The following is a 19,288-nucleotide window of genomic DNA, read 5'->3' as shown; positions in this document are numbered from 1 at the left end:
CGGGGGCCGTGGCCCCCGGACCGGCCGGGCGGGGTCTACTCCCCGTCGTCCTCGGGCTTCTCCGCTTCGTTCACTTCCTCTTCCAGGCCCAGCTGCGCCACCAGCCACTTGTCGAACTCGATCGCGGCCCGCACCCAGCTGACCGTGGAGGAGACGAAGTGGTTGAGGTCGACGCCGGTGCCGACCAGCATCTGCGCCTCGCCGATGAGTCGGACGGTGCCGTCGTCGTGGGTGTGGGTGTACACCTTGGGCCACAGCGTGCGGCGGTTCCAGTCGTCGACGGACTCCAGCAGCTGGGGCTTCTCGCCGATCTGGTGGGGGCGGTCGTAGAAGGTCCGCACCGAGAAGACCGCCTGCTCATCCTCCCCGCGGAACATGAAGTACGTGCGGAACTGCTCCCAGGGCGCCGCGAGGTCTCCCTCCTCGTCGACGACGTACTTCAGCTCCATCTGGTCGAGGAGCTGCTTCACGAGGTCCTGATCCGGGACGACGGGGCCCACCGGTCCCTGGGGCTGCGGTTCTGGCTGGCCCCCGAAGTTCGGAATCGAGGACGGGTCGATGCTCACCGTGTTTTTCCCTTCATTGGATCCCGCCATCCTCCCCCATGCGGGGAGGGGGGTGGCAAGCCCCGACGCGGCCTGTCAGCCCAGGGCTGACATGATCCGGTGAGCCGGGCGCGGGCCGCACGGCGCCCGCCCGGCGACCCGGGGTCGGGAGCAGCGCCCCCCGGGTCGCACGGCCGCTCGCGTCAGAGCGTCTTGCCGGTCGCCGGGCCCACGATCAGGCCCTCCTCGAAGCGGTCCACGCGGACCGTGTCGCCGTCCTTGACCTCGCCGGAGAGGATCTCCCGGGCGAGGCGGTCGCCGATCGTGGTCTGCACGAGCCGGCGCAGCGGGCGGGCGCCGTAGGCCGGGTCCAGGCCCTCCTCGGCGAGCCAGGCCAGCGCCGCGGGCGTGACGTCCAGCGCGAGCCGGCGCTCGGCCAGCCGCCTCGCCAGCCGGTCGATCTGGAGCCCGGCGATCCGCTCCAGCTCGGGCTTGGTCAGCGCGGTGAAGACCACCAGGTCGTCGAGCCGGTTGAGGAACTCGGGCTTGAAGGAGGCCCGGACCACCTCCAGCACCTGCTCCCGCTTCTCCGCCTCGCTGCTCACCGGGTCGACCAGGAACTGGCTGCCCAGGTTGGAGGTGAGCACAAGGATGGTGTTGCGGAAGTCGACCGTGCGGCCCTGGCCGTCCGTCAGGCGACCGTCGTCCAGCACCTGCAGCAGGATGTCGAAGACCTCGGGGTGGGCCTTCTCCACCTCGTCCAGCAGCACCACGCTGTACGGGCGCCGCCGCACCGCCTCGGTGAGCTGGCCGCCCTCCTCGTAGCCGACGTAGCCGGGGGGCGCGCCCACCAGCCGGGCCACGCTGTGCTTCTCGCCGTACTCCGACATGTCGATGCGGACCATGGCCCGCTCGTCGTCGAAGAGGAAGTCGGCGAGCGCCTTGGCCAGTTCTGTCTTGCCGACGCCGGTCGGGCCCAGGAAGAGGAAGGAACCGGTGGGGCGGTCGGGGTCGGAGATCCCGGCCCGGGAGCGGCGTACGGCGTCGCTCACCGCGCGCACGGCCTCGGTCTGGCCGATGAGGCGCCGGCCCAGCTCGTCCTCCATACGCAGCAGCTTCTGGGTCTCGCCCTCCAGCAGGCGCCCGGCGGGGATGCCGGTCCAGGCGCCGACGACGTCGGCGATGTCGTCGGAGCCGACCTCCTCCTTGACCATGGTGTCCCTGGCGACCTCCTCCTCGGCCTCGGAGGCGGCCTCCAGCTCCTTCTCCAGCTCCGGGATCCGGCCGTAGAGGAGCTTGGCCGCGGTGTCGAAGTCGCCGTCGCGCTGCGCGCGTTCGGCCTGGCCGCGCAGGTCGTCCAGGCGCTCCTTCAGCTCACCGACCCGGTTGAGGGACTGCTTCTCCTTCTCCCAGCGGGCGGTCAGGCCCCGCAGCTCCTCCTCCTTGTCGGCGAGGTCGCGGCGGAGCTTCTCCAGGCGCTCCCGGGAGGCCGGGTCGGTCTCCTTGGCGATCGCCAGCTCCTCCATCTTCAGCCGGTCCACGGAGCGCTGGAGCTCGTCGATCTCCACCGGGGAGGAGTCGATCTCCATGCGCAGCCGGGAGGCCGCCTCGTCGACCAGGTCGATGGCCTTGTCGGGCAGGAAGCGGGAGGTGATGTACCGGTCGGACAGGGTGGCGGCGGCCACCAGCGCGCTGTCCGCGATCTGCACCTTGTGGTGGGCCTCGTACCGGCCCTTGAGCCCGCGCAGGATGGCGATGGTGTCCTCGACGGTCGGCTCGGCGACCAGCACCTGCTGGAAGCGGCGCTCCAGGGCGGGGTCCTTCTCGATCCGCTCCCGGTACTCGTCCAGGGTCGTGGCGCCGACCATGCGCAGCTCGCCGCGGGCCAGCATCGGCTTGAGCATGTTGCCCGCGTCCATGGCCGAGTCGCCGCCGGCACCGGCGCCGACGACGGTGTGCAACTCGTCGATGAAGGTGATGATCTGCCCGTCGGAGTCCCTGATCTCGGCGAGCACGGACTTCAGCCGCTCCTCGAACTCGCCGCGGTATTTGGCGCCGGCCACCATCGCGCCGAGGTCGAGCGCGACCAGCCGCTTGTCCTTCAGCGACTCGGGGACGTCCCCCTTCACGATGCGCTGGGCGAGTCCCTCCACGACGGCGGTCTTGCCCACGCCGGGCTCGCCGATCAGGACGGGGTTGTTCTTGGTACGGCGGCTCAGCACCTGCACGACCCGCCGGATCTCCTGGTCCCGCCCGATGACCGGGTCGAGCCGGCCCTCGCGGGCGGCGGCGGTGAAGTCGGTGCCGAACTTCTCCAGGGCCTTGTACTGACCCTCGGGATCGGCGGTGGTCACGCGGCGTCCTCCCCTGGCCTTGGTGAAGGCCTCTTCCAGCTTCTTGGCGTCGGCGCCCTGCTTCCGGAGCACCTCGCCGGCCGCGCCGCCCTTGGCGGCGATGCCGAGGAGCAGGTGCTCGGTGGACAGGTACTCGTCGCCGAGCGCCTTCGCCCGCTCGGTGGCGTCGGCGATGACCGCGAGCAGCTCGCGGTTGGGCTGCGGCGGCGCGACGGTGGAGCCGGTCACGCTGGGCAGTCCGGCCAGCACGCGCTCGGCGCCGGAGCGTACGGCGGCCTGGTCGGCCTCGACGGCGGCGAGCAGGTCGGTGATGTTCTCGTTGTCCTGGCCCTGGAGCAGAGCCAGCAGCAGGTGGGCGGGGGTGAGGTCCGGGTGCCCCCCGGTGACTGCGCGGTTGCCGGCCGCGTTGATCGCGTCCCGGCTCCTGTTGGTCAGCTCGGCGTCCACGTGTCCGTTCTCCTCCTCGGCGTCGGCTCGGCGGCCAGGTCCTTCCCAGTGCTGACTTGATCAGCGTACACAAAGTTGAGTCTATTCCGCTCAAGGCGAGACATGGCGCCGGACGCGGGAATCAGCGGCTAGGTTTCGGCCATGGCCAAGCACTCCGTAGACCCGGCTGCCCCCGACGAGCCCTATCTCGCCTTCTGGCGGGAGCGGCATCTGTGCACCCTGACCACCCTGCGCCCGGACGGCAGTCCGCACGTGGTGCCGGTCGGGGTGACGTACGACCCCGAGGCGCGGCTGGCCCGGGTGATCACGAACGGGGGCAGCGTGAAGGCGGCCCACGTGCGCGCGGCCGGCGCCGAGGGCGCCCGGGTCGCGGTGTGCCAGGTCGACGGCCGCCGCTGGGCCACGCTGGAGGGCCGGGCCCGGGTGCGCGAGGACCGGGAGCGGGTCGCGGAGGCGGAGCGCCGGTACGCCGAGCGCTACCACCGGGTGCCGGCGGAGAACCCGCGGCGGGTGGTGATCGAGATCGAGATCGAGCGGGCGCTCGGGCACGGCTGACACCCGACGGATTTCAGCCGGTGTGGCCGCGCTCCCATGCCCGGAATCTGCCCATAAACTGCAGCGGGGTCACCGTGTTCAGGTCACGGTGACGCCGCTGCGGGGGGAAGCACCTGAGCGATCTGTTACGACGGGGGAATCGCGTCAGGCACTGCGGGGGGTGGCTGAGATGGCGGTGAGTTCCGGGTCCTCCGGCTCCGCGAGCCGGTGGTCCCGCTGGTCCAGGTTCACGAAGATCATGCCGTAGCGGATGGCGCACCGCACCGGCTGCGGCGCCCCGCGCGGCTTGCGCAGGCACCGGTAGGCCCGTACGTCCTCGTCCTCGTCGCGGGTGACGACGACCGGCTCTCCGAAGACGGTCACCATCAGCGAGTCACCACTGTGGGGGATGGCGGTGACCAGGTCGATGAAGTGCCAGCCGGAGCGGTAGGCGGTGGCCATCTCGCGACGGAAGGAGCGGTCGTCAGGCGGGGTCGTCACGTCAACTCCTCACGCCGTCCCTGGGCTGCACCGGCCACGTGGTATCCCTGAGCGGCGCGCTGTTCACGACCGCGCCCGGCCATGTCGTGTCCGCTCGTACGTCGGCCTTCTCGCTCGCGAGGCCGCCCATCGCCCCCGCAGTCAAAGCAACAGAGAAAGCGGCGACAAGTATCGAGCGAAGCAGTCTCTTGCCCATAGTCGGCTTCGTCCTCACTTGAAGGTCCCCTCTTCCCCCGTCGAGTACGACGATGGCTCATTCGGGCACGTCATGGCCACATAATCAATGCATCATGTTCCTGCACGTTCAGGACCCTGGGGGGTGGAGATTTGGAAACGAATCAGACTAAACACGCACATCCCCATGCTGTGACCGAGATGTGTGAGGAAGGTGGACGTCTCTACGCCGCCGCCCTGCGCGCCGGGCGCATCGCGCGAGCCGACGTCGAACCCGCCCCCTGCCTGCTGGAGTTCGACCTCCTGTACCCGGATCCGGACGATCCGGAGTGGCTGCGCCCGCTGCCCGCGCCCGTCGCCCTCGCCCAGCGGCTCAGCCCCCTGGAGCGCGAGATCGCGGACCGCAGGCGGCTGACCATCCGGCTCGCCGACGCCTTCGAGCCGTTCATATCCCTCCACAGCCACATAGCCGCGGCCACCGACTCGATCGCGGTGCTGGAGGGCGGGGAGCGCATCAACGCGGCGCTGAACCTCGCCACGTCGCAGTGCCAGAACGAGGTGCTCACCGTACAGCCGAGCGACCGCCTCTCCGAACAGAACCTGCTGCGCGGCCTCGAACGGGACCGCCCGCTCATCGAACGCGGCGTCCGGATCCGCACGCTGTACCAGCACACCGCGCGGTACAACCCGGAGAAGCTGGCCTACGTGGCCCAGCTCGCCAGCGGCAAGGCGGAGTACCGGACCATCGACGAACTGGTGGAGCGCCTCATCGTCTGCGACGACTCCGTCGCCTTCATCCCCATCCGGGACGACCAGCAGGTCGCCCTCGAACTGCGCCACCCGGGCCTGGTCCGCTACCTGATCAAGGTGTTCGAGTTCATGTGGGGCCGCGCGGTCCCCCTGAGCGCCGGCGCCCCCTACGAGACCGCCCCCGACGGCATCTCCGAGGTCCAGCACTCCATCGCCAAGCTCCTCGTCGAGGGCCACGTCGACGAGGCGATCGCCCGGCGCCTTGGCATGAACGTACGCACCTGCCGCGCCCACATCGCCAAGCTCGCCCAGGCCCTCGGCAGCGGCAGCCGGGCCCAGCTCGGCTTCCTCATCGCCCAGTCCGGAATGCTGGAGGACAAGGACGCCCTGGCGCCGGGGCCGAACGGCCACTGACCGGCGCGACCCGGCCGCCTCACAGGGCGGAACGGGCCTCCCGGCCGGAGCGGCCGACGGCCGGCGCGGCGACGTGCGCGGCCTGCGGCGGCCGGTCCAGACCCGCCTGGGCGAGGCGGACGCCCAACTGCGTGCGGCTGGCCGCCCCGAGCGTCTCGGAGAGCCGGGCGATGTGGCCGCGGCAGGTACGGACGCTGATGCCGAGGCGTTCGGCGATCACGGCGTCCTGGTGGCCCTCCGCGAGCAGCGCGGCGATGGACCGCTCACGGTGCGAGATGCCCTCGATCCCGGTGTCGGGCAGCGGGGCCGTCAGCGGCAGCGCCAGTCGCCAGAGCCGCTCGAAGACCGTCACCAGATACTCGACCAGGGCCGGGTGGCGCAGCTCGAGGGCCATCGTGCGCTCGGAGTTGGCGGGGATGAACGCGACCGTGCGGTCGAAGAGGATCAGCCGGTCGATGACCTCGTCCAAGGTGCGGGCCTCGACCGCTCCGCCCATCAGTTCCAGGTAGTTGAGCAGCCCCTGCCCGTGCCGCGCCACGTGCGTGTAGAGGTCGCGCATGCGCACGCCCCGGCCGCGCAGGGCCAGCGCCCGGTGCAGCCCCTCGGTCAGCTCGTCCTCGCGGCGGATGCCGCCGGGCTGCACGGTGAGCACCTCGGCCGTGCACGCCGCGGTCGCCTCGTCCATCGCGGCCTGGATGCGGGACAGTCCGTCCAGCACCCGGATGGCCGTGCCCTCACCGGACGCCGTGAGCGCCTGGAGCTGCCGGCCCAGGCCCGCGTACCACTCGAAGGCGGCGACCGCCGAGCCCACCCGCAGCTGGCTCTCCCTGACCTCGTCGTGGACCCCGCGCAGCAGCCGCGTCATGACCTCCTGCGGCGAGGTCGGCACCAGCCAGTCCATGTCGTCCGGATCGGGGTGCAGCAGGGCCAGTTCGAGCAGACAGGGCACCGGCTCGGCGTCCGTGCGCGGCACCCGCCCCCGGCGTACGGCCCGGGAATACACGCGATCCCCGGCCTCGCACAGCCGGTCGGCACCGTGAGGATGATCCTCCGTCCCGTGCCCGGCCATCGCCCATTCCACCCCCGGTTGCTGCCACTTCCGCAGCGCAACTATGCGCGGCCGGGACCGGCTCCGCAACACGGCTCCGGCCGCCCCGGGCGGGGAAATCGGCCGGTATGCGCCGTTGCGTACGGGTCTTAGGCCCGCCGCGCAGCAACAAGCTGGCGGGCGGGACGCGGGCTACTTCAGGCCGATGGACGCGCAGGCCGCCTTGTACTTGGCGGTGCAGATGTCGCCGACCGTGTAGATCCCGTCGGCGATCACGGTGTCCTTGATCTTGCCCCGGGTCAGCGCGCTCACCTGGACGAGGCGGGACGGGATGTTCTTGTCGGTGGGGCTGTCGACGTGGTCCTGGGTCAGGGCGTCGAACTGGATGTCCTTGCCCTGCACCTTGGTGACGGCCATCTGGGCGGCGGCCTCGGCCTCGTCCGGGTAGGACTTGTAGACGCTCATGTACTGGTCGCCGGCGACGATCCGCTGGACCGCGTCCAGTTCGGCGTCCTGGCCGGTGATGGGGGGCAGCTTGCTGACGCCGACCGCCTGCAGGGCCTTGATGACACCGCCCGCCATGCCGTCGTTGGCGGCGTAGACAGCGGCGATGTTGTCCTTGCCGATCTCGGCGATCGCCTTGGTCATGTAGGCCTGGGCGATCTCCGGCTTCCAGTCGGTGGTGTCGTAGGACTTCGCGATGTCCACCTTGCCGTTCAGCTCGGACAGCGCGCCCTGCTTGAACTGCTTGGCGTTGGGGTCGGTGGGCGAGCCGTTCACCATGACGACCTTGTCGGAGGTGTCCACGCCCGAGCCCAGGGCCTCCAGCAGCGTGCGGCCCTGCACCTCGCCGACCAGCTCGTTGTCGAAGGAGATGTAGGCGTCGATCGGGCCCTCGGCGAGACGGTCGTAGGCGATGACCGGGATGCCCGCCTCCTTGGCCTTCTTCACCTCGCCGACGATGCCGTGCGAGTCGACCGCGTCGAGCAGGATGACGTCGACCTTCTCGTCGATCATCGTCTGCATCTGGCCGGCCTGCCGGGCGGCGTCCGCGTCCGCGTTGGCGTACCGGACCGTGCCCTTCTTGCCGGTCAGTTCGGCCACCTTGCTCTTGATGATGGGGTAGTCGAACTTGTCGTAGCGGGTGTTCGCCTTCTCCGGCAGCAGCAGTCCGACGGTGACGTCGTCGCCCTTCGTCGGGCTCGCGCTCGCACCGTCCCCCGTCGCGTCCAGCACGCCGCACCCGGCGAGCGAAAGGATCAACGTGGACGCGGCCACGGATATGGCGATACGACGCATTCGAGGGCTCACTTCAGGTGCGATCCGGACGTGGGGGCTGCTTTACGACCCAGGTGTCTGAAAAGACAACGCGGAGCGGCCACCCGGCGTCAAGCGGAACTACTTAACGAGTGCGCAACAGCACGCTCCGCTGCACCTGTGAAGGAGGAGCGGAATCGCCTCCAAACAGCCTTTACGGACCCTCCACGCAAAGGAAGTTCACGGGAGGGCAAAGATCCGGCAACCACCCGCGCCCGCCGCACACGTGCGAGGGGCCGGGGACGGTCGCCCGTCCCCGGCCCCTCGCCGTGCCGTTTCCCCGCGGGCGGTCAGTCCGCCTGCTGCTGCCGCTTGGGCCGCCAGACCACCAGCGCGCTGGTCTGCTGCACCTCCTGATACGGCACCAGGTCGCGCCGGTAGGAGGCGTGGACGGCGGCCTCGCGCTGCCGCATCGCGGCCGCCGCGCCGTCCAGTGCCCCCTGCAGCTCCGCGACGCGGGACTGGAGCGCGGCGACCTGGTTCTCCAGTTCGATGATGCGCTTGATACCGGCCAGGTTGATGCCCTCGTCCTGGGACAACGTCTGCACCTGGCGGAGCAGTTCGATGTCACGGGCCGAGTAGCGGCGGCCCCGTCCGGCCGTGCGGTCCGGGGAGACCAGACCGAGACGGTCGTACTGGCGCAGCGTCTGCGGATGGAGTCCGGAGAGCTGGGCCGCCACCGAGATGACGTAGACCGGGGTCTCCTCGGTCAGTTCGTACGGGTTGCGCCGACGGCCGGGTGTGTCCATGGGGCGCTCAATCTCCCTTCGCGGCCTCGAACAGCTCCGCCCGCGGGTCCTCGCCCGCGGTCGCCTCGCGATACGCCTCAAGCGCGTCACGAGCCTTCCCCGACAGGTCCTTCGGGACACTCACCTCGACGGTGACCAGAAGGTCGCCGCGGGTGCCGTCCTTGCGGACCGCGCCCTTGCCCCGGGCGCGCATGGTGCGGCCGTTCGGGGTGCCGGGCGGCAGTTTCAGGGTGACCGCCGGGCCGCCGAGAGTCGGGACCCGCACCTCGCCGCCGAGAGCCGCCTCGGCGTACGTCACCGGCACGGTGACGGTGAGGTTGTCGTCCTTGCGCCCGAACACCGGGTGCTCACCGACGTGCACGACCACGTAGAGGTCGCCCGCCGGTCCGCCCCGCTCGCCGGGCGCCCCCTTGCCGCGCAGCCGGATCCGCTGCCCGTCCGTGACGCCGGCCGGGATGCGGACCTGCATGGTGCGCGAGGACTTGGCGCGGCCGCTGCCCTTGCACTCCAGGCAGGGGTGCTCGGCGATGAGGCCGCGGCCCTTGCAGTCGGGGCAGGGGTCGGTGAGCGAGAACCCGCCGCCCGAGCCCCGGGCGACCTGCCCGGTGCCGACGCAGGTCGGGCACACGCGCGGCGTGCCGTTCTTGTCGCCGGTGCCCGAACAGGCCTTGCAGGGCGCCTGGGAGGACATCCGCAAGGGCACGGTGGCGCCCTCGATGGCCTCCGTGAAGCTCAGCGTGACCTCGGTGTCGATGTCCTGGCCGCGCCGCGGCTGGGTACGCGTAGTGCCCGCGCCGCCGCGGTTGAACAGGCCGCCGAAGACGTCGCCGAGCCCGCCGCCGAAGCCGCCCGAGGTCTGCGCGTTGCCCCCGAAGAGGTCGCCGAGGTCGAAGTTGAAGTTGCCGCCGCCGGCGCCCGGCCCGGGGCGGAAGCCCCCGTTGCCGAACAGGGCGCGCGCCTCGTCGTACTCCTTGCGCTTCTTCGGGTCGCCGAGGACGTCGTTCGCCTCGGAGATCTCCTTGAAGCGCTCCTCGGCCCTGGCGTTGCCCTTGTTGGCGTCCGGGTGGAACTCGCGGGCGAGCTTCCGGTACGCCTTCTTGATCTCGGCCTCGGTGGCGTCCTTGGGGACGCCGAGGACCTTGTAGTAGTCCTTCTCGATGAAGTCCTTGGTACTCATCCCCGACGTCCCTCCTTCCTGTCCCCGGTGATTACGTCAGCCCTCCTCCGGGCCACCGTTCTCCTTGTCGTCGGCCGCGTCCGCGTCGGTGCCGCCGTCCTCGGCGCCCTCGGCCTTGACGGTCTGCGCGCCGGGCTGCGGTTCGGCGACGGCCACCCGCGCGGGGCGGATGGTGCGCTCGCCGATGCGGTACCCGGGCTGCAGGATGGCCACGCACGTCGTCTCGGTGACGTCCGGCGCGTAGCTGTGCATCAGGGCCTCGTGGATCGTCGGGTCGAAGGGCTCGCCCTCCTTGCCGAACTGCTGCAGGCCCATCTTGGCCGCGACGGTCTCCAGCGACTCGGCCACCGACTTGAAGCCGCCGACCAGTTCGCCGTGTTCCCGTGCCCGGCCGATGTCGTCGAGCACGGGCAGGAGCTCGGTCAGGAGGTTCGCGACGGCGATCTCCCGGACCGCGACCCGGTCGCGTTCGACGCGGCGGCGGTAGTTCTGGTACTCGGCCTGCAGGCGCTGGAGGTCCAGCGTGCGCTCGTTCAGTGCCGTGCGCACCTGGTCCAGCTGTGCCACCAGACCGGCGTCTGCGGTTGCGTCCCCGGCCGGGGCCGCCCCCTCCTCGGGGGCGGCCTTCGGCTCGGCGTCGTCAGGGGTGGCGCCGGAGGGGACGTCGGGCTTCTCCTCGAAGCCCGGGGTCTCCTCCGTCACGCGGCACCGTCCTTGCGCTCGTCGTCGACGATCTCGGCGTCCACGACGTCGTCGTCCGCCTTGGCCTCACCCTCGGGCGCGCCACCGGCGGCCTGGGCGGCCTGGGCGTCGGCGTACATGGCCTGACCCAGCTTCTGCGAGACGGCCGCGACCTTCTCGGTGGCGGTGCGGATCTCGGCGGTGTCCTCGCCCTTGAGCTTCTCCTTCAGCTCGGCGACGGCCTCCTCGACCTCGGTCTTGACCTCGCCCGGGACCTTGTCCTCGTTGTCCTTGAGGAACTTCTCGGTCTGGTAGACGAGCTGCTCGCCCTGGTTGCGGGTCTCGGCGGCCTCGCGGCGGGCGTGGTCCTCCTCCGCGTACTTCTCGGCCTCCTGGCGCATGCGGTCGACCTCGTCCTTCGGCAGCGAGGAGCCGCCGGTGACGGTCATCTTCTGCTCCTTGCCCGTGCCGAGGTCCTTCGCGGTCACGTGCATGATGCCGTTGGCGTCGATGTCGAAGGCGACCTCGATCTGCGGGACGCCGCGCGGCGCCGGCGGCAGACCGGTCAGCTCGAACATGCCGAGCTTCTTGTTGTACGCCGCGATCTCGCGCTCGCCCTGGTAGACCTGGATCTGCACCGACGGCTGGTTGTCCTCGGCCGTGGTGAAGATCTCGGACCGCTTGGTCGGGATCGTGGTGTTGCGCTCGATGAGCTTCGTCATGATGCCGCCCTTGGTCTCGATGCCGAGGGACAGCGGGGTCACGTCGAGGAGCAGGACGTCCTTGACCTCGCCCTTGAGGACACCGGCCTGGAGGGCGGCGCCGATGGCGACGACCTCGTCCGGGTTCACGCCCTTGTTGGCCTCGTTGCCGCCGGTCAGCTCCTTGACGAGCTCGGCGACGGCCGGCATGCGGGTGGAGCCGCCGACGAGGACCACGTGGTCGATCTCGCCGAGCTGGATGCCCGCGTCCTTGATGACGTTGTGGAACGGCGTCTTGCAGCGCTCCAGCAGGTCCGCGGTGAGCTGCTGGAACTGGGCGCGGGTGAGCTTCTCGTCCAGGTGCAGCGGGCCCTCGGCGGACGCCGTGATGTAGGGCAGGTTGATCGAGGTCTCGGTGGACGAGGACAGCTCGATCTTCGCCTTCTCGGCGGCCTCGCGCAGACGCTGCAGCGCCATCTTGTCCTTGGACAGGTCCACGCCGTGACCGGACTGGAACTGCTTGACCAGGTAGTCGACGACACGCTGGTCCCAGTCGTCACCACCGAGGTGGTTGTCACCGTTGGTGGCCTTCACCTCGACGACGCCGTCGCCGATCTCCAGGAGGGACACGTCGAACGTGCCGCCACCGAGGTCGAAGACGAGGATCGTCTGGTCGTCCTTGTCGAGGCCGTAGGCGAGCGCCGCCGCGGTGGGCTCGTTGACGATGCGCAGGACGTTCAGACCGGCGATCTCGCCGGCCTCCTTCGTCGCCTGGCGCTCGGAGTCGTTGAAGTAGGCCGGGACGGTGATGACCGCGTCCGTGACCTTCTCGCCCAGGTACGACTCGGCGTCCCGCTTCAGCTTCTGCAGGATGAAGGCGGAGATCTGCTGCGGGTTGAAGTCCTTCCCGTCGAGCTGGATCTTCCAGTCGGTGCCCATGTGGCGCTTGACGGACCGGATGGTCCGGTCCACGTTCGTGACCGCCTGGCGCTTGGCCACCTCGCCGACGAGCACCTCGCCGTTCTTCGCGAAGGCGACGACGGACGGCGTGGTCCTGGCACCCTCGGCGTTGGTGATGACGGTGGGCTCGCCGCCCTCCAGAACGCTGACGACGGAGTTAGTCGTGCCCAGGTCGATGCCGACCGCACGTGCCATGGTTGATTCCTCCAGCTGACTTGAGTGGAACAGGCTCAAGTGTGCATGAGGGAGGCCGTGCGGTCAACAGACCTGAGTCAGTCGGACTCAACTCTTATCCGTTCCTCACACGCAATCGCGCGCTGACCTGCGTCGACACCGTCCGACGGGGTGGCTGGACAGGGATGCGAAGGAGTACGAGGACGGCGAAGACCACCCCGCCGACCACCCACAGCACCGCCTTCTCCCCGGTCCACCCCGTGTGGACGAGCACCCCCACGAGCACGGAGGAGAAGGACCCGGCGCCCAGCAGCACCACCGCCCCCGGCGGGGTCGGCCCGAGCCGCCGCAGCCGGTGCGCCAGGTGGTCCGGGCCCCGCCTGAGCAGCGGGCGGCGGGAGGTGAGGCGGGCGAGGACGACCAGCAGGAAGTCGGCCGCCGCCACGGCGCTCAGGCTGAACACGACGCCCGCGCTCTGCTCCAGCCCGTACCCGGCACGCGTGAAGACGACGGCCGAGGACAGCAGGAAGCCCGTGAAGAGCGATCCGCAGGCCCCGAGCCCCACGCGCGCGGGATGCCAGTTGTGCATCAGGAAGCCGGTCAGGGCCGCCGCGAACACGCTGAGGAGCACGGCCAGCCCGTCCATCAGCTCGGCCGCGGCGCACACTCCCGCCCCGAAGGCGGTGACCACCCCCACGGTCCCGGCGAGACCGTCGGCGTGGTCGAGCCCCTTGAAGGCGAGCGTCGCGAAGACGATCCAGGCCACGGCCAGCAGGCCGCCCCAGGCGCCCGTCTCGTCGTACGGCACCACGCAGGCCGCCGCGACGGCCGTGCCGGTCACCAGTACCCGGGACCGCAGCCGCCACACGTCGGCGACCAGTCCCAGCGAGGCGATCCCGGCGGCGGCGGCGAGCAGCCGGCCGACCCCGTCCCCGAACGGCGCCACCCCGAGCCACTGCCCCGCCCAGGCGACCAGGCAGGTGACGGCCACGACGGCCACGCCCCCGAGCACCGGGAGGGGCCGCTGCCGCCGCCGGTCCAGGATTCCCGCGCGCAGCGCGGGCATCCGGAGCAGCGCCGCGAGCACGGCGGTGAGGAGGAGGGCGGCGCAGGCCGCGGCGATCCCGTAGAGCACGGCTCTAAGTTAGGCGCGAAAGTAGCAATTCGGTACGAATAACACGATCAGATTGCCATCCGGCTCAGGCACACCTCAGCGATCCAGATCACCTCGCGCCTGGCTACAGTGCGAGTAAAGATGCGGGTAGTCTCGAACGGACTGCATAAGTTACCGCTTAGTAATTTCCCTCGCAGGCCCGAGGAGCCCCGAAATGCAACTCGCCGCGATCATCGTGTCGCTGGTTCTGATCGTGGTCGGCGTGGCCCTGTTCGCCCGCGCCCTCCTGCAGATCTACAACTTCATGCGGCTCGGCCAGAACGTGCCCGCGGGCACCCGAACCGACGAGCCCGGCCGGCGCACCGTCACCGTGGTCAGGGAGTTCCTCGGCCACACCCGGATGAACCGCTGGGGCATCGTCGGTGTCGCGCACTGGTTCGTGGCGGTCGGCTTCTTCTCGCTGCTGCTGACGATCGTCAACGCCATCGGCCAGCTCTTCCAGGCCGACTGGCTGCTGCCGGTCATCGGCGACTGGGCGCCGTACAACGTCTTCGTCGAGTTCATCGGCACGATGACGGTGCTCGGCATCCTCGCCCTGATCGTCATCCGGCAGCTCACCCACCCGCGCAAGCCGGGCCGCAAGTCCCGCTTCGCCGGCTCCAACTTCGGCCAGGCGTACTTCGTCGAGGCCGTCATCCTCATCGTCGGCGTCTGCATCTTCATGCTGCACGCGCTGGAGGGCGCCCAGCACCACGTGGACGGCTACGAGGCCTCGTTCTTCATCTCGTACCCGGTCGTCCACTGGCTCGAGGGCATGGACGTCTCCACGCTCCAGAACCTCACCTACTTCTTCGCGGGCCTGAAGATCGCGACGTCCTTCATCTGGATGATCACCGTCGCCCTGAAGACCGACATGGGTGTGGCCTGGCACCGGTTCCTCGCCTTCCCGAACATCTGGTTCAAGCGCAACGCCGACGGCGGCACCTCCCTCGGCGCCCTGCTCCCGATGACCTCCGGCGGCGAGCCGATCAACTTCGAGGACCCGGGCGAGGACGACGTCTTCGGCGTCTCCCAGGTCGAGCAGTTCTCCTGGAAGGGCCTGCTGGACTTCTCCACCTGCACCGAGTGCGGCCGCTGCCAGTCGCAGTGCCCCGCCTGGAACACCGGCAAGCCGCTCTCCCCGAAGCTGCTGATCATGTCGCTGCGGGACCACGCCCACGCCAAGGCGCCGTACCTGCTGGCCGGCGGCGGCAAGACCATGGAGGGCGAGGAGAAGGCCTCCGAGGAGCAGCTCAAGGACGTGCCCGCCGCCGCCCTCGCGGAGGCCGAGCGCCCGCTCGTCGGCACCGCCGAGGAGAACGGCGTCATCGACCCGGACGTCCTGTGGTCCTGCACCACCTGCGGCGCCTGCGTCGAGCAGTGCCCCGTGGACATCGAGCACGTCGACCACATCGTCGACATGCGCCGCTACCAGGTCATGATCGAGTCGGCGTTCCCGTCCGAGGCGGGCACGATGCTCAAGAACCTGGAGAAGAAGGGCAACCCCTGGGGCCTGGCCAAGAAGCAGCGCCTCGAGTGGCTCAAGGAGGTCGACTTCGAGGTCCCGGTCGTCGGCAGGGACATCGAGGACCTCACCGAGGTCGAGTACCTCTACTGGGTCGGCTGCGCCGGCGCCCTCGAGGACCGCGCGAAGAAGACCACCAAGGCCTTCGCCGAGCTGCTGCACATCGCGGGCGTGAAGTTCGCGATCATGGGCGGCGACGAGAAGTGCACCGGCGACTCCGCCCGCCGCCTCGGCAACGAGCCCCTGTTCCAGGAGCTCGGCATGGAGAACGTCATGGCCCTGAACACGGCGTTCGGCGAGGAGCTGGACGACGACGGCAAGGTCACGGCGGAGTCCAGGAAGCCGAAGTCGGCGAAGAAGATCGTCGCCACCTGCCCGCACTGCCTCAACACGCTCGGCAACGAGTACCCGCAGCTCGGCGGCGACTACGAGGTCATCCACCACACCCAGCTGCTCCAGCACCTGGTGGACGAGGGCAAGCTGATCCCCGTCACCCCGGTCGAGGGCATCATCACCTACCACGACCCGTGCTACCTGGGCCGCCACAACAAGATCTACACGCCCCCGCGCGAGATCATCGGCAAGGTCCCGGGCCTGCGCAACGAGGAGATGCACCGCCACAAGGAGCGCGGCTTCTGCTGCGGCGCCGGCGGCGCCCGGATGTGGATGGAGGAGCGGATCGGCAAGCGCATCAACAACGAGCGCGTCGACGAGGCCCTCTCCCTCAACCCGGACATCGTCTCCACCGCCTGCCCGTTCTGCCTGGTCATGCTGACCGACTCGGTCAACGGCAAGAAGAACGACGGCAAGGCCAAGGAGTCCATCCAGGTCGTGGACGTCGCCCAGCTGCTGCTCGACTCCGTCAGGACGCCGGTCGACCCGGCGGGCGAGGCGGAGACCGAGAGTGAGCCGGAGCCCGAGCCGGTGAAGTGACCGCCCGCTGAACAGCCACGGCGCCCCCCGACCGCACGGCGGACCGGGGGGCGCCGTGCTGTCCGGGGGCCGCCGCGGCCGCCGGCTCCCCGGCCGAACCGCCACCCCGCCCCTTACCCCGTCTCTCGAACGCGTGCATGATTGCGAGATCGTCGTCCGAGAGCCGGGAGGGGTGCGCGGTGCGTGTGCGCAGAGGTGGGATCGGTACCGCGGCCGCCGTCGTCTGCGGCACCCTGCTCCTCACCGCCTGCGGACCGGGCGACGACGGGGCCGGGCGCACGCCCGCCCGGATCGCCGACGCACCCGCCGTGATTCCCGTACCGCAGGGCGCGGGCAGCGACGTCCCCGACGACTTCAACGGCGACGGCCACCGCGACCTCGTCCTCGACGACCTCGTCAAGGAGGACAGCCACGCCGACGACGCGGGCATCGGCGTCGTCTACGGCGGCCCGCACGGCCTCACGCCCGGCGCTCGGCAGCTGCTCACCCCGGGGAAGCGGGCGGCCCGCTCCGGGGGACGGCTCCCGGCCGTGTTCGACGCCGAGGAAGGCTGCGACCTGGACGGCGACGGCTTCACCGACCTGATCGTCTCCACCGACCCGCCCTACGACGGCCAGGGCCGGCCCCCGGTGCCGCTGCAGGTGCTGTTCGGCTCCCCGGCCGGGCTGTCCGGCCGCGCCGTCGAGCTCACCGTCCCGGCCCGCGCCCGCTTCGGCAACGACTGGCCGGACCAGCCGGTGTGCGGCGACTTCGACGGGGACGGCCACAAGGACCTGGTGCTGCACGCCTCCGGCAGCCGGCTGTCGTACCTGCGCGGCCCGTTCAGCCGCACCGGCGCCCCGCGCACGGCCGGCGCGCCGCTCGCCGCCCCGGGTGAGGTGCCCGCCGGGCCGGCGGCCGACGTCGACGGCGACGGCGCCGACGACCTGGTGGTCCGCGCCACGGAGGGCGCCGGCACGGCCGCGGTCGTGCTCGGCGGCCCGGCCGGCCCCGCCCGCACCGGTACCCTCCTGCCCGCCGGCGTCGACGTGGCCCTCGGCCGCTTCGGCCGCGGCAGGGCGCTCGACGCGGCGGTCGGCGGCACCGCCGAAACGTCCCTGCGCTACGACCTCCCGGCCCCCGCGACCCGGGCGGCCCTCCCCGTGTCCGGCTCGATGCCGGCCGCCGCCGACTTCGACGGCGACGGCCGCGACGAACTCGTCTCCAGCGGCTCCCGGCTGCGCGTCCTGCGGGCGGGGGCGGCCGGCCTGTCCGGGAAGGGCGCGGTCACGGTGGCGCCGCCCGGGCCCGGCGCCACCCGGGTCCTCACGGCCGGCGACTTCGACGGGGACGGGCGGGCCGACCTGGTGGTGCGCACGCAGCTGGGCGGCACGAAGGACACCGTCGCCGTGTACCGGGGTTCGGCGAAGCACCTGCTCGACGGCCGGCCCGCGGTGACCTTCTCCACCTCGGCGTTCCTGGCGATGTGATCCGGGCGGGCTCGGTTCCCGCCGGCCCCGGAAAGTGTCCGGGCTCACGTACAACCCTTGCGCACCGAGGCAGGTCTCCTCTGCGCCGAACGCTCCGTGAACCGCGGGACAACCCACGGCGAACCCGGACGGTCCGCACCCCATCGACTGCGGATGCCCGCCAGGCATCCCCCGCATGCAGCAGGAGAAACCGCATGCACAAGCCTCTGCGACTCGCCCTCGCGACGGCCACCGCCGCCGCTCTGACGGGCGGGCTGCTCACGTTCTCGGCCGTGACCGCGACGGCCGCGGACTCCACCGTCGTCCCGCAGGCCGACTTCAACAACGACGGGATCGGCGACACGGCCTTCTCCGCCGACGGCGCGTACGTCAGCGGCAAGAAGGGCGCCGGCCAGCTCGTCGTGCTCTACGGCTCCAAGAGCGGCGGCGTCTCGTCCGCCAAGCGCTCCACGATCAGCCAGAACACCGCCGGCAACCCGGGCTCCGCCGAGACCGGCGACCACTTCGGCGCCGAGACCGCGTACGCGGACTTCAACGACGACGGCTACGACGACCTGGCCGTCGGCACCCCCGGCGAGGACGTCGGCAGCGACACCGACGGCGGCGGCGTCGTCATCCTGTGGGGCTCCGTCTCCGGGATCACCGGCAAGGGCGTCTCGGTCGCGGACCCCGCACCCTCCGCGCACGACTACTGGGGCAAGAACCTCGCCGCAGGCGACTTCGACGGCGACGGCCGGGCCGACCTGGCCGTCGGCAGCTCCACCGCCACCGTCTACGTCCTCAAGGGCGGCTTCGACTCCTCCGGCACCCCCGGCGGCAAGTACACGGTCAAGCCCCCGATCATGGGCACCGACGCGAACGGCCCGCTCAACCTCACCGCCGGCGACATCGACAACAGCGGGGAGACCGACCTGGTGGTCGACGGCTTCGAGAGCGGCACCGCCGACGGCTGGAACCGCAACTACTACATCCCGGGCGGGACCGACGGACTGCACATGTCCGAGGCCATGCCGCTCAAGCCCGGTGTGATCACCGCGATCGGCGACATCAACGGCGACCACTACGGGGACATCGTCAGCGGCGCCTACTGGAACCCCACCACGTCGGACGGCACCGCCATCCCGGACTCGGGCAAGGGCGGCAAGGTCTGGGTGACGTACGGCTCGGACGGCGGCCCCTCCGACGCCCACGGCATCACCCAGGACACGGGCAACGTCCCCGGCACCGCCGAGGGCAACGACTTCTTCGGGTACGAGCTCGACCTCGGCGACGTCAACGGCGACGGCTTCCTCGACCTCGCGATCGGGGTGGCCGGCGAGAACATCGGCAGCGCCGCCAACACGGGCACGGTCACCGTCCTCTACGGCACCCCGGACGGCCTGGACACCACCTCCGGCGCCCAGTCCTTCGCCCAGTCCACGGCGGGCGTGCCCGGCAGCGACGAGGACGACGACTACTTCGGGCAGGACGTCAAGCTCGACGACGTCACCGGCGACAACCGGGCCGACCTGATCGTGGGATCCCGGGAGAACGACGACAACGGCGCGGTGACCTACCTGCCCTCCGACGGCACGAAGATCACCACGACCGGCTCCCGCGCCATCTCCCCGAGCACCTCGGGCGTCTCGACCACCGGAGCGCCGTTCTTCGGCGCCAACTTCGCCGACTGACCGACCCTGACG

The 19,288-nt window shown here is 70.8% G+C and carries 15 protein-coding genes; 5 read left to right on the top strand and 10 right to left on the bottom strand.

The genetic code is table 11. The features are described 5' to 3' along the window. Nucleotides 1-35: 35 nt before the first annotated feature. Entirely contained in the window at nt 36-566 is a 531-nt protein-coding gene (locus ACZ7JA_RS10820; RefSeq protein ID WP_470807907.1) for a type III secretion system chaperone family protein, read from the bottom strand. Between the two features lie 182 nt (nt 567-748). After that, nucleotides 749-3,346 carry an ATP-dependent chaperone ClpB gene (gene clpB, locus ACZ7JA_RS10815; protein WP_351673256.1) on the bottom strand — a complete coding sequence of 866 codons (2,598 nt, stop codon included), beginning with the start codon at nt 3,344-3,346 and terminating at the stop codon, nt 749-751. A gap of 141 nt (nt 3,347-3,487) precedes the next feature. Here clpB and ACZ7JA_RS10810 point away from each other — a divergent pair, with 141 nt between their 5' ends. After that, nucleotides 3,488-3,901 (top strand): pyridoxamine 5'-phosphate oxidase family protein, encoded by a 414-nt coding sequence (locus ACZ7JA_RS10810; RefSeq protein ID WP_470807906.1) that lies wholly within the window; start codon nt 3,488-3,490, stop codon nt 3,899-3,901. A gap of 144 nt (nt 3,902-4,045) precedes the next feature. On the opposite strand, the gene ACZ7JA_RS10805 is transcribed toward ACZ7JA_RS10810, so the two are convergent. After that, the gene (locus ACZ7JA_RS10805; protein ID WP_351673260.1) at nt 4,046-4,381 is read right to left on the bottom strand and encodes a hypothetical protein; all 336 of its coding nucleotides are present in this window, start codon (nt 4,379-4,381) and stop codon (nt 4,046-4,048) included. A gap of 375 nt (nt 4,382-4,756) precedes the next feature. Between ACZ7JA_RS10805 and ACZ7JA_RS10800 the strand changes: the two genes are divergently transcribed. Then, nucleotides 4,757-5,719, top strand: a complete 963-nt coding sequence (locus tag ACZ7JA_RS10800) for a helix-turn-helix transcriptional regulator (RefSeq protein WP_351673284.1) — start codon at nt 4,757-4,759, stop codon at nt 5,717-5,719. Nucleotides 5,720-5,738: 19 nt separating this feature from the next. On the opposite strand, the gene ACZ7JA_RS10795 is transcribed toward ACZ7JA_RS10800, so the two are convergent. The 7 genes from ACZ7JA_RS10795 to ACZ7JA_RS10765 all read right to left on the bottom strand — a co-directional run bounded on the left by ACZ7JA_RS10795 (nt 5,739) and on the right by ACZ7JA_RS10765 (nt 13,661). Beyond that, nucleotides 5,739-6,788 (bottom strand): helix-turn-helix transcriptional regulator, encoded by a 1,050-nt coding sequence (locus tag ACZ7JA_RS10795; RefSeq protein WP_351673262.1) that lies wholly within the window; start codon nt 6,786-6,788, stop codon nt 5,739-5,741. 171 nt (nt 6,789-6,959) lie between these two features. Continuing rightward, entirely contained in the window at nt 6,960-8,066 is a 1,107-nt protein-coding gene (locus ACZ7JA_RS10790) for a sugar ABC transporter substrate-binding protein (RefSeq protein ID WP_470807905.1), read from the bottom strand. Between the two features lie 308 nt (nt 8,067-8,374). Next, nucleotides 8,375-8,833 (bottom strand): heat shock protein transcriptional repressor HspR, encoded by a 459-nt coding sequence (locus tag ACZ7JA_RS10785; protein WP_389300578.1) that lies wholly within the window; start codon nt 8,831-8,833, stop codon nt 8,375-8,377. 7 nt (nt 8,834-8,840) lie between these two features. Then, nucleotides 8,841-10,010 (bottom strand): molecular chaperone DnaJ, encoded by a 1,170-nt coding sequence (dnaJ, locus tag ACZ7JA_RS10780; protein ID WP_351673268.1) that lies wholly within the window; start codon nt 10,008-10,010, stop codon nt 8,841-8,843. A gap of 36 nt (nt 10,011-10,046) precedes the next feature. After that, on the bottom strand, nt 10,047-10,712 hold the full coding sequence (grpE, locus tag ACZ7JA_RS10775; protein ID WP_351673270.1) for a nucleotide exchange factor GrpE: 666 nt from the start codon (nt 10,710-10,712) through the stop codon (nt 10,047-10,049). Then, nucleotides 10,709-12,547 carry a molecular chaperone DnaK gene (dnaK, locus tag ACZ7JA_RS10770; RefSeq protein ID WP_351673272.1) on the bottom strand — a complete coding sequence of 613 codons (1,839 nt, stop codon included), beginning with the start codon at nt 12,545-12,547 and terminating at the stop codon, nt 10,709-10,711. The genes grpE and dnaK overlap by 4 nt, the downstream gene beginning before the upstream one ends. 94 nt (nt 12,548-12,641) lie before the next feature. After that, entirely contained in the window at nt 12,642-13,661 is a 1,020-nt protein-coding gene (locus tag ACZ7JA_RS10765; RefSeq protein ID WP_351673274.1) for an MraY family glycosyltransferase, read from the bottom strand. Between the two features lie 193 nt (nt 13,662-13,854). On the opposite strand from ACZ7JA_RS10765, the gene ACZ7JA_RS10760 reads away from it, so the two are divergent. The 3 genes from ACZ7JA_RS10760 (at nt 13,855) to ACZ7JA_RS10750 (ending at nt 19,276) form a co-directional block, all read left to right on the top strand. Beyond that, nucleotides 13,855-16,137: a (Fe-S)-binding protein gene (locus ACZ7JA_RS10760; RefSeq protein WP_351673276.1), complete on the top strand. Its 2,283-nt coding sequence runs from the start codon at nt 13,855-13,857 to the stop codon at nt 16,135-16,137. A 179-nt stretch (nt 16,138-16,316) separates the two neighbouring features. Then, the gene (locus ACZ7JA_RS10755) at nt 16,317-17,606 is read left to right on the top strand and encodes an FG-GAP repeat domain-containing protein (protein WP_470807904.1); all 1,290 of its coding nucleotides are present in this window, start codon (nt 16,317-16,319) and stop codon (nt 17,604-17,606) included. A 194-nt stretch (nt 17,607-17,800) separates the two neighbouring features. Beyond that, nucleotides 17,801-19,276, top strand: a complete 1,476-nt coding sequence (locus tag ACZ7JA_RS10750; protein ID WP_351673280.1) for a VCBS repeat-containing protein — start codon at nt 17,801-17,803, stop codon at nt 19,274-19,276. Nucleotides 19,277-19,288: the final 12 nt, after the last annotated feature.

This window comes from Streptomyces sp. NPDC038135, assembly GCF_055601245.1.
Note: the sequence above shows the minus strand (reverse complement) of the source record. Positions and strands in the feature narration are given on the sequence as shown.